The 9,211-nt window shown below is 67.4% G+C and carries 14 protein-coding genes and 1 pseudogene; 11 read left to right on the top strand and 4 right to left on the bottom strand.

The window, feature by feature from the left end; all coding sequences use genetic code 11:
- Nucleotides 1-47: 47 nt before the first annotated feature.
- A pseudogene (locus FSYMDG_RS28625) lies at nucleotides 48-824 on the top strand (sucrase ferredoxin); the annotation flags it as partial.
- 384 nt (nucleotides 825-1,208) lie between these two features.
- Here FSYMDG_RS28625 and FSYMDG_RS26860 read toward each other — a convergent pair.
- The gene (locus FSYMDG_RS26860; protein ID WP_013874182.1) at nucleotides 1,209-1,643 is read right to left on the bottom strand and encodes a hypothetical protein; all 435 of its coding nucleotides are present in this window, start codon (nucleotides 1,641-1,643) and stop codon (nucleotides 1,209-1,211) included.
- Nucleotides 1,644-1,786: 143 nt separating this feature from the next.
- Here FSYMDG_RS26860 and FSYMDG_RS14640 point away from each other — a divergent pair, with 143 nt between their 5' ends.
- The 4 genes from FSYMDG_RS14640 to FSYMDG_RS14625 all read left to right on the top strand — a co-directional run bounded on the left by FSYMDG_RS14640 (nucleotide 1,787) and on the right by FSYMDG_RS14625 (nucleotide 3,551).
- On the top strand, nucleotides 1,787-2,248 hold the full coding sequence (locus FSYMDG_RS14640) for a flavodoxin family protein (RefSeq protein ID WP_043603704.1): 462 nt from the start codon (nucleotides 1,787-1,789) through the stop codon (nucleotides 2,246-2,248).
- 69 nt (nucleotides 2,249-2,317) lie between these two features.
- Complete coding sequence (locus tag FSYMDG_RS14635; protein ID WP_013874180.1) at nucleotides 2,318-2,563, top strand: hypothetical protein; 246 nt, start codon at nucleotides 2,318-2,320, stop codon at nucleotides 2,561-2,563.
- On the top strand, nucleotides 2,560-2,961 hold the full coding sequence (locus tag FSYMDG_RS14630) for a type II toxin-antitoxin system VapC family toxin (protein ID WP_013874179.1): 402 nt from the start codon (nucleotides 2,560-2,562) through the stop codon (nucleotides 2,959-2,961). The genes FSYMDG_RS14635 and FSYMDG_RS14630 overlap by 4 nt, the downstream gene beginning before the upstream one ends.
- 236 nt (nucleotides 2,962-3,197) lie before the next feature.
- Nucleotides 3,198-3,551, top strand: coding sequence for a hypothetical protein (locus FSYMDG_RS14625; RefSeq protein WP_131796614.1), 354 nt, complete (start codon nucleotides 3,198-3,200; stop codon nucleotides 3,549-3,551).
- 186 nt (nucleotides 3,552-3,737) lie between these two features.
- On the opposite strand, the gene FSYMDG_RS14620 is transcribed toward FSYMDG_RS14625, so the two are convergent.
- Nucleotides 3,738-5,000 carry an IS4 family transposase gene (locus FSYMDG_RS14620; protein WP_013872077.1) on the bottom strand — a complete coding sequence of 421 codons (1,263 nt, stop codon included), beginning with the start codon at nucleotides 4,998-5,000 and terminating at the stop codon, nucleotides 3,738-3,740.
- 169 nt (nucleotides 5,001-5,169) lie between these two features.
- Here FSYMDG_RS14620 and FSYMDG_RS14615 point away from each other — a divergent pair, with 169 nt between their 5' ends.
- The 5 genes from FSYMDG_RS14615 to FSYMDG_RS14600 all read left to right on the top strand — a co-directional run bounded on the left by FSYMDG_RS14615 (nucleotide 5,170) and on the right by FSYMDG_RS14600 (nucleotide 6,745).
- On the top strand, nucleotides 5,170-5,415 hold the full coding sequence (locus tag FSYMDG_RS14615) for an HAD-IA family hydrolase (protein ID WP_050803543.1): 246 nt from the start codon (nucleotides 5,170-5,172) through the stop codon (nucleotides 5,413-5,415).
- 162 nt (nucleotides 5,416-5,577) lie between these two features.
- Nucleotides 5,578-6,111, top strand: a complete 534-nt coding sequence (locus FSYMDG_RS14610; RefSeq protein ID WP_237702771.1) for a nucleotidyltransferase domain-containing protein — start codon at nucleotides 5,578-5,580, stop codon at nucleotides 6,109-6,111.
- A complete protein-coding gene (locus FSYMDG_RS28620) occupies nucleotides 6,108-6,245 on the top strand; it encodes a hypothetical protein (RefSeq protein WP_237702770.1) in 138 nt (45 codons plus the stop codon). The genes FSYMDG_RS14610 and FSYMDG_RS28620 overlap by 4 nt, the downstream gene beginning before the upstream one ends.
- Nucleotides 6,187-6,396: a HepT-like ribonuclease domain-containing protein gene (locus FSYMDG_RS30110; protein ID WP_431307090.1), complete on the top strand. Its 210-nt coding sequence runs from the start codon at nucleotides 6,187-6,189 to the stop codon at nucleotides 6,394-6,396. The genes FSYMDG_RS28620 and FSYMDG_RS30110 overlap by 59 nt, the downstream gene beginning before the upstream one ends.
- Nucleotides 6,397-6,484: 88 nt before the next feature.
- On the top strand, nucleotides 6,485-6,745 hold the full coding sequence (locus FSYMDG_RS14600) for a hypothetical protein (protein WP_013874177.1): 261 nt from the start codon (nucleotides 6,485-6,487) through the stop codon (nucleotides 6,743-6,745).
- A gap of 96 nt (nucleotides 6,746-6,841) precedes the next feature.
- Here FSYMDG_RS14600 and FSYMDG_RS14595 read toward each other — a convergent pair whose 3' ends face one another.
- Both FSYMDG_RS14595 and FSYMDG_RS14590 read right to left on the bottom strand, forming a co-directional pair.
- Nucleotides 6,842-7,060 carry a type II toxin-antitoxin system HicA family toxin gene (locus FSYMDG_RS14595; protein ID WP_013874176.1) on the bottom strand — a complete coding sequence of 73 codons (219 nt, stop codon included), beginning with the start codon at nucleotides 7,058-7,060 and terminating at the stop codon, nucleotides 6,842-6,844.
- 133 nt (nucleotides 7,061-7,193) lie between these two features.
- Nucleotides 7,194-8,141: a GlxA family transcriptional regulator gene (locus FSYMDG_RS14590; RefSeq protein WP_013874175.1), complete on the bottom strand. Its 948-nt coding sequence runs from the start codon at nucleotides 8,139-8,141 to the stop codon at nucleotides 7,194-7,196.
- 94 nt (nucleotides 8,142-8,235) lie between these two features.
- On the opposite strand from FSYMDG_RS14590, the gene FSYMDG_RS14585 reads away from it, so the two are divergent.
- Nucleotides 8,236-9,201: an NmrA/HSCARG family protein gene (locus FSYMDG_RS14585; protein ID WP_013874174.1), complete on the top strand. Its 966-nt coding sequence runs from the start codon at nucleotides 8,236-8,238 to the stop codon at nucleotides 9,199-9,201.
- Nucleotides 9,202-9,211: the final 10 nt, after the last annotated feature.

Here is a 9,211-nt window from a genome sequence, read left to right as displayed (position 1 = left end):
AGGTGACCGGTGGCCGTTTCGCCCAGGAGCGACCGGTACGCGTCCTCATGGTCGTCGGACCTGCCGGACCCGCCGGAGCGGGACGGCCGGCGAGTCGACAGCGGCGCGGCCGTGCTGCGTTCATGCCGCTGTTCACGCTGCCGGAGGTCACAGATGCCGCAAGGACAGGACGCACGGTGACCAGTGTCGGAACGGCGTCCTCGGCGCTGTCGGTGCGCTGCTCCGAGTGGACGTGGGAGCAGGGCGTCGACCCGATCGGCTCCGCCCTGGTGTGCGACACCTTCGTGCTCGTCGAGACGCCGCCACCATGGCCACGGGACGTCGGCGACATACCGACCTTCGCCGACGTCATGCGCGGCCTGCCACGCGGGGTTCGGCTGCTCGCCGTCGCGCCGGCCGACGACCCCGCCACGGTCGCCGACAGCCAGGCCGCGACCACGGTGGAAGCGGACGCCAGTATCGATCATGAAGGAGGACGGCCCGACGTCCGGGTCACGCTCTGGCGCCGCCGGAACTCCAACGGTTTCCAGGGCAGCGACCACATCGTCCCCCGGGATCGTCTCACCGAGGGGATCCTCGGCCTCCTCGACCGTGATCTCAGCTCCGACCTCGCCGGTGGCACCGGTGCGTGGGCGACGGCCCGGCCCGCTCCCGTCGAGGTCCTGCTGTGCGGCCATGGCCAGCGGGACCGCTGCTGCGGCCGGATCGGCACCCGTCTGCAGCTCGACGTGGCGTCGGCCTGGCCCGGCGTGCGGGTCCGGCGGTGCAGCCACACCGGCGGACACCGGTTCGCCCCGACCGGTTTCACCTTCCCGGACGGACGGGCCTGGGGCTTCCTCGACGCCCCGGCCCTCGACGGGATCGTACGGCGCGCCAGCACCCCCGCCGAACTGCGCGGACGGTACCGGGGGAGCACCGCGCTCGACCAGTGGGGGCAGGTGGCCGAGCGGGAGCTGTTCGAGCGTTTCGGCTGGGGCTGGCTCGACCACGAGCTCACCGCCTCCCGTACCGAGGTCGCCGCCGACAGGCCGACTGGCAACGGTGGAGCTGGCCTGGCAGGGACCGACCGGCGCCGCAACAGCCACCGCGTCCGTCGCGGTGGTCCGAAACGTCCCCGTCCCGCTCTGCGGCGAAGCCCTGGACCACGCCGAAAAAACCAGTCCCGAACTGTCTCTGCGCTCAATCGAGATCCGACGGACCCGCGGAACTCAGGGTATTTCGTCGGCATCCGCCCGATCTTTTCCACCAGCGGGAAATTCGGCACCGTGAGCTTCCCGCCAGCGCCGTGGGTGGTCAGACAGAAATACGTTGCCTTCCACCGCCAGCCCGAACATGAGGGTGTGCCCGAACCGGGGAGTGTTTCCACCGACAGACGCTCGATCGCCGTCGCGGGTGTGCCAGACATAACTGAGCAGGCCGAGGCCCACGGCGGTGATGTAGGTTCGTGCCTCCACCAGTTCGAGGGGTGTGACTCCGGCATGGAACAACCTGCCGGCGACGCTGGCTCCGAACGCCCACAGAACGGTCGCCACGGTGACGGCGAGAAATCCGACCCTGGAGTGAAGAAGGTCGCCGCGTGGTGCATCACCGTCACGCGGCGAGCGTCGGATCAGACGTACCAGCGCAGCAGGACGCTTCCCCACGTCATGTCTCCTCTGAATCCACTGTCGATTGGCCGGGATCGGGCCGCGCGTCGGCGGGCTGTTCGGGTTCGCGTTGGCTGGCCGGCACACGAGCCTTCTGCAGGGCTGATCGTCAGCCGCTCGGCTGAAGTGCGGCGCGTAGGATCGGCGCGATGCCGATGTTGCTGGTTGTCCACCACACGCCGTCGCCGACGATGCAGGCGATGCTGGAGGCCGTGCTCGCCGGGGCGCGCGACGACGCGATTGAGGGCGTGGACGTGGTGGTCCGCCCCGCGCTTGTCGCCACGGCCGTCGACGTGCTGGCCGCCGACGGCTACCTACTCGGCACGCCGGTGAACATCGGCTACATGTCCGGTGCCCTCAAACACTTCTTCGATCAAGCCTATTACCCCTGTTTGGACGTCACCGTCGGCCGCCCTTACGCGCTGTACGTGCATGGCAACAACGACACGATGGGTGCGGTGCGGGCGGTGGAGTCGATCGCTACCGGCCTGCGCTGGCGGCGGTTGCGCGAGCCGGTGACGGTGATCGGTACCCCGGACGCGAAGGACCGGGAGGCATGCTGGGAGCTGGGCGCCAGCACGGCGGCGAGCCTGATGCCGTAGCGCTCGGGTCTGGTTGGGCACCGAGGATGCATTCATGCGCCATGCATGAACGCGTGGTAGCGTGGACGTATGAGCGAGTCCGCCGACGTGGGCATCATCCAGGTGCGCGATGTCGATCCGACGACGCTCGCGGTCCTCCGCGAACGCGCTAGATCGCTCGGCCAGTCACTGTCCGGGTACTTGCGGGACCTGATGGATGCCGACGCGGCCACGGAGACCAACGCCGAGGTCATCGCCCGCATCGCCCGCGACAGGGAACCGGTGGAGCTCACCATGGACGACATCCTCGCGGCGCGCGACGAGGGACGGCGTTGACCCTCACGTACGTGGTTGACTGCTCGCTCGTCATTGATGTGCTGTCCGTCCGCAATGGCGACGAGGTGCTCCGGCAGCGCCTGTCCGCCCCGCGCACGCTGCACGCCCCGCACCATCTCGACGTCGAGGTCGCGTCAACAGTCCGCGGGCTTGCCGCCGGAAAGAAGATCACTGACCATCGCGGCGAGCAGATGCTGGCTGACTACGCGCGCCTGCGGATCACCCGTCATCCGGTCTGGCCCTACCACCCCCGGCTGTGGGAGCTGCGGCACAACCTCGGCGCCTACGACGCCGCCTACATCGCGCTCGCCGAAGCACTCGGCTGCGAACTGCTCACAGGCGACACCAAGATCAAAAATGCTGCCGGACACCGCGCGACGGTCATCGTCACCCGGTAGCAGAAGCGGGCACGCTTCCCTGGGGATGACCAATGGACCCGGCACCCTTGGAGCGACGGTCGCGGCCAGCCTGATGCCCGCGTGATCCGGACGAGTCAGGCAGATCATGTGGGAAGGCCGGCGGTTCGCCCGCGCGAGACGACGTGCCGGACGTCGGTGATCACCGACGTTGGCGTCGATATCGGCGAGGAATCCGACGAATGGACGTGCGGTGCGTTGTTCTTGACATCGGGGGTGTGCTGGAAGTGACGCCGCCGACCGAATGGGTGCGGCGATGGGAACGGGAAGCGGGGCTGGCGGCGGGCACTGTCTTCGAGCAGCTGCATGACGTCTTCCTCGCGGGCTCGGTGGGAACGATGTCAGAGGCCGAGGTGATCGCCGCTGTTCGCGTCCGGTTGAGTCTCTCCGAGGACCAGATGACCAGCTTCTGGGCACTCATGTGGGAGGAATATCTGGGGACGTTGAACGTCGAACTTTTCGAATGGTTCCGGGGGCTCCGGTCACGATTTCGTACGGGAATCCTCAGTAACAGTTTCGTCGGTGCGCGCGAGCGTGAGCAGGAACGCTATGGCTCAATGGCGCTTAGTTAAGCGGCCCGAGCGAGCATGATCTTCGGTGATTGATCATGCTTGGTGCCGGTGTCTGTTGGGCTTTTGACTCGGTAGGCGTTGTGTCGGCCTCGTCTGATGGTGCGTGGGTACGTGCGGTGGAGGCGCACGGGGTTAAGCCGTTCGGTGATCTCTGTGAAGGTTTCCCGGAGCGCGTGCGTGTGGTCCTCAGGGGGAAAAATCCGCCTGGTCGGTGACCTGGCGGCGGACGACGCGTAGTGATCGCATGAAGGATAGCCTGTCCGGGTCGACGTCGGCTTCGTCGGCGGCCTCGCACATGAGACATCGGATTGCGTAGTGGCTGAGGAGCAGCGCCCAGATCTCTTGTTCCACCAGGTCCGGGAGTTTCGAGCGTAGGACGCGGGCTTCGCCCCGCTGGTGTGTCTTAATCTCATCGAAGATGTTTTCGATTTCCCAGCGCTCGTGATAGGCCGTGGCGAGTTCCACCGCTGGTATGTCGGTCTGGTTGAGGATATTGGTGATGAGGCAGATCAGTTCTCCGGTTCCGGATCCTGTGCGGTCAGGCACCGTGTATTCGATGACGCGGACGGGTGTCGCGGAGTCCTCGGGAAAGTCGCGGCCGGCGCGGGCGTCGGCGATGATCTGGTTCCGCTGTTTCCCTCTGATTTTCGGGTTGACGATGATAGAGAGGTAGGAGCTGTCGGGAAGGGACCGGATGACCGGTAGCGTGAGATCGGATTTGACTCGCCAGAGCAGGTCCGCGCCGGTGTCGAGCGCCTGCTGCCAGAGGTCGAAGCTGTAGAAGTAACGGTCGGCGGTGAGGAGCATCCCGGGTTCGCAGGCGTCGAGCAGGGTGGCGGCGAGAGCACGTTCGTCGCTGGCACGGGGACCGACCGCGGCGGAGACGATCGCGTGCGTGCCGCATTCGGCGAGCGCGACGACGTGGACCTGGGGCAGAGCGCTGGCCTTGTGTCCGTTGGTGGACCGCCCGAACCTGGCCACGTTCTCGGGGGTGTCTGCGGCGTCGAGGAAGAACCCGTCGATCGCCATCAGCCGCCGGGAACGCAGCCAAGTGCCCTTGGTACCCAGCCCCGCGACCGGCACAGCGACACGTTCGAACAGGACCTTCAGGGGGGCGGCACCGAGCCTGATCCGTGCCTGCGAGATCGCCCCGGTGGTCGGGACTTTCCAGTCACCCTGCCAGTTCCCCAGCCATCTCAACGCACCGGCGAGTTTACGCATGACTTCTTCGTAGTCATCGTCGAAGAACAGGCACATCGTCATGGTGAAGTACACCATGACCCGGGCTGGCAGCAGCCTGGTACGCCGTTCCTGCCGCTTCGTTTCCACCAGTACCTCTTCGACGAGGTCCCGGGGAACGATTCTGGCGAGCACACCGATCGAGATGCGGTCGGTCAGCCGGTCGTTGTCAACGGCTGGCAATTCAACTACCTGGCGAAGGCGCACCACATCTGGATTCTATCTGCCGACCGGCCGAAATCGCGGCATGAGCACTCCGCCGCCTACTGATCGACGTTGAGGAACGTGACTGGATGCCGTGTTCAGAAGTTGATCGATGCGGGATCGGGCGTTGGCGTGTCGGGATGGACGGACGCCCCTCCAGCCTAATTGAGCGGCATTGCGCTATGGCTTCGCGGACGTTACCGACGTGATCGTGTACTCCCACGAGGTCGGGTTGGCCAAGCCGGATCCGCGAGTGTATGCGTTGACCTGCGAGCGGCTGGGAGTCAATCCAGGAGACGTTGTTTTTCTCGATGACACACCCGCGGCCGTCGAGGGCGCCCGCGCGGCCGGTTGGCAGGCCGTCCTCTTCGGCGCCACCGCGCAGGCGATCGCGGATGTCGAGGCATGCCTGGCGAGCTGACTGTCCGGCCCAGGCCGTTTGCTCCAGGTAGTGCGTGGGTGCAGTTCGTCGCCTGGCACGCGACGGGCGTGTCGCGCCCGCTGACCCGAGACCTCTGCGCGGGCCGGCGACGCGGGCGGAGGCCGGGTGCCGCGTGGCTGTTGTGTCTGGGATGATCGGGGCATGGACAAGACGCTCGTTACCAGCGCGACGGGCGACGCTGTCGCCGTGCTGCGTCAGGCGGGCGCCCAGTTCGCCTATCTGCACGGTAGCCGCGCCGTCGGGGGTCAGCGGGCGGACTCGGACATCGATATCGCCGCCTTCTTCGGCGGTCCGCGGCCTCCAGGCTCCTTCGACATACTCCTGCCGCCCGGCGTCGACCTCCTCGTCCTTGACAGCGTGCCGCTTGAGCTCGCGGGCAGGATCGCGGCCGGCGGGCGGCTGCTCTTCGAGGACGACCGGGGCGCGCGGGTGCGCTGGGAGGCGATGACCAGAAAGATCTACTTCGACGAACTTCCGCGGAGCACTCGGGCGCACCGCGAGTTCGCCGCGGCTGTTCTGGACCGGAACGCGTGGCCGGTGGTCGACGAAGTCCGGGTGCTACGCCTCCTCCGCGCGATCACCGACGATCTGTCTGTGCTCCGCCACGAGTCGGGCGCCGGCGACGAGCGCCGTGCGGACCCGATCTGGCTGCGCGGGGTGAAGTCACCTTCGTGACGGCGATCGAGGCCTGTGTCGACGTCGCGCAGCACATCTGCGCGACGCAGGGCTGGGGACCGCCGGCGGACAACGGTGACGCGATCATCGTCTCCTCGACGACCATGGAGCGCTGGCCGCAACGCTCGCGCTGACGCTCGGCAAGGCCGTCGCTTCCGAAATGTCCTCGTCCGCGACTACATCGCGGTCAACGATGAGATCGTCGTTGCTCGCCTGAATGCCCTCGACGACCTTGACGAATTCGTCCGGCAGATAGCGGCGTACGTGTCTGCCGCGGGGGCGTAGCCGGAGGCCCGCGCGTAATCGCGCGCGACCTGGACGATGGCCACGCGGCCCGTGACGGCGAGCCTCGTACGACACGTGGCGTGACTGTATGACGCATGCGACTTTCTGTGTGCTCTGCGACCAGATCTACTACCCTTGCCTCGAGGCGACCATCGGTCGGCCATACGTGCTCTACGTCCATGGGAGCAGCGACACGACCGGCGCGGTCCGCGTCGAGACGATCACGACGGGTCTGAAATGGAAGCGTCTGCGCGACCCGCTCACCGTCCTCGGCGAGGTGGACGCGACCGCCCGTGACGCCTGCTGGGAGCTTGGGGCGACTGTCGCTGCCAGCCTGATGCCCGACTGACCTGGCCTCAGCATCTGATCGACAAGGGGCGCGCGGATGTCCCGCTCGCGGCCTGACAGACGATCGCTCAGGGCACGCCCCCGTCGTGCGCGACCGTTATAGGCCGAGCTCGTCGGTTGTCAGTCCGATCTCGTTCAGGATGCCCCGCAAGGTGCCCTTGGCCAGGTCGCGGGCGCCGTGCACCGGGACCGTCGTTCCACGCCCGTCGGGGTGACGCGTGATGTGGTGGCTGCCGTTGACCCGAGCCACCTTGAAGCCGTGGAGCTCAAGCGCTCGGACGACGCGGATGCCTCGAACGGATGGAACCGAAGGCATCAGGCCGCCACAGCCCTCCCCGTCAGTCTCGGGTGAGACACCCTCGCGGTCGCCCTCCTCGCCGTGGGAGGTGTGATTGCTTCGGCGCGGTGGCCCTTCCCGCCGATGGGGAAGGGTCCGTCCCGCCGGGTGGTCAGGAATGGCTGAAAGTCCGGCGGTAGTCGCTGGGCGACACCCCGCGGCGACCGACGAACTGTTCACGGAGGACGGCTGCATTACGGTAGCCGACCCGCGTCGCGATCTGTTCGATGGACAGGTTGGTTGTCTCCAGCAGTTCCTCGGCGAGTGACAGGCGCTGGGCCCGCATCCACGCGTGCGGGGATGTCCCAGTGGCGGACCTGAAGTGGCGGGCGAAGGAACGGCGGCTCATCAGCGCCCGCGCGGCCAGCATGTCGATGGTGACGTGGTGATCCAGATGTTCCCGTGCCCAGGCGATGACGGTGGCCAGCCGTTGGTCCTCGCTGTCCGAGGGCACCGGTGCACTCACGTACTGGGCCTGACCCCCGTCGCGGTGCGGCGGGATCACCAGGCCCCGTGCGATCGTGTTCGCCAGTCCAGCGCCGTACTCGCGGCGGATCAGGTGGAGGCACATGTCCATGCCGGCCGCTGCTCCCGCTCCGGTGATGATCGATCCCTCGTCGATGTAGAGGGCTTCCGGCCGAACGGTCACCTCGGGATGGCGGGTGGTGAGCTCGTCGGCGAACAGCCAGTGGGTCGTGACCGTGCGGCCGCCCAGCAGACCGGCCGCCGCCAGCGTGAAGGTGCCGACGCAGTGGGCGGCGATGGTCGTGCCCCGGTCGTGGGCGGCGCGCAGCACCGGTAGAACGGGGTGCGAGGGCTCGACGTGATAGTCGACGGCTGGCAGGACGATGATCAGATCGGCTGTTGCCAGCAGTCCGAGGTCGTGCTCCACCGTCAGCGGCAGGCCGAGGTCGGTCTGGACGGGGCCGGCTCGCCGTGCGCAGATGGCCAAGTCGAAGCCAGGCAGGCCGGGCCGGGGTCCGAAGATCGAGCTGACGATCCCGAGGGCAAGTGCGGTGGTTCCCGGCGGGGCGTAAGCGACGACGCGGTGGAAGGCCATGCGATCGATCGTGCCAGCGATGTTGGCACGAATCCTGCGGAAGGTGGCATGCGGGCCAGCGGATGGCCCGGCTCCAACGCGGGAGGCTTGCCCTGTGCGTGACGACGACGAGACGACGAACCGGTACCGGACGCTGGACGGGACTCCGACCGAGGGCATCCCAGCCGATCGGGCGAGCATGGTGATCCTGGTTGCGGGCGCCACCGGCAAGCAAGGCGGAGCCGCCGCCGCGCGGCTGCTCGCCGACGGTTGGCGGGTACGGGCGCTGACCCGTGACCCGACGAGGGGAGCCGCGCGCCGGCTCGCCGCGATGGGTGCGCAGGTCGTCATCGGTGACCTGGACGACCGTGAGTCGTTGGTCGCGGCCACCGAAGGTGCTCACGGAGTGTTCAGTGTCCAGCAGGGTGCTCTGGGCATGCCGCCGGTGCCCTTCGACGACGAGGTCAGGCGGGGCAGGAACCTGGCCGACGCGGCTGCGGCAGCCCGGGTGCGGCACCTGGTCTACGCTTCAATAGCCGGGGTGGAGCGCGGTGGCGGGGGCCGTGCCTTCGCGAGTAAGCGGGCGGTCGAGGAGCATATCAACCGCATCGGTATTCCGGCGACGGTCCTGCGCCCGGTCTCGTTCATGGAGAACTACGCCGACCCCGCATTCGGGGTGCAGACCGGAAATCTGGCCACGCCGTTCGCACCGGATGTTCCCGAACAGCTTGTGGCTGTCGACGATATTGGAATTTTCGTCGCGCTCGCCTTCGCCGACCCGGCAGCATATCTGGGACGGTCCGTGGCGATAGCGGGCGACACCCTTCGGCCGGCGCAGACAGCGGAGGCGTTGAGTCGCGTTACCGGACGTACTATCAACTATGTGCAGGTTCCGATCGAAGCTGTCCGCGGGCAGAGTGATGACGTCGCGGACGTCGCGAGCTTCCTGAACGGTAACGGCGGTTACGGCGCCGACATCTCCGCCGCTCGTCTCCTGCATCCGAAGTTGATGAATTTCGAGACCTGGCTGTCTGGCCAGGGCGGGAGGAAACTCGCCGAGCTTTTCAAGGGCAACGGGTGACCCGCCTGTC

The organism is Candidatus Protofrankia datiscae (genome assembly GCF_000177615.2).
In the GTDB taxonomy this organism is placed as follows: domain Bacteria; phylum Actinomycetota; class Actinomycetes; order Frankiales; family Frankiaceae; genus Protofrankia; species Protofrankia coriariae.
The sequence above is the reverse complement of the archived record's forward strand: the minus strand, read 5'-3'. Positions and strand labels throughout refer to the sequence as shown.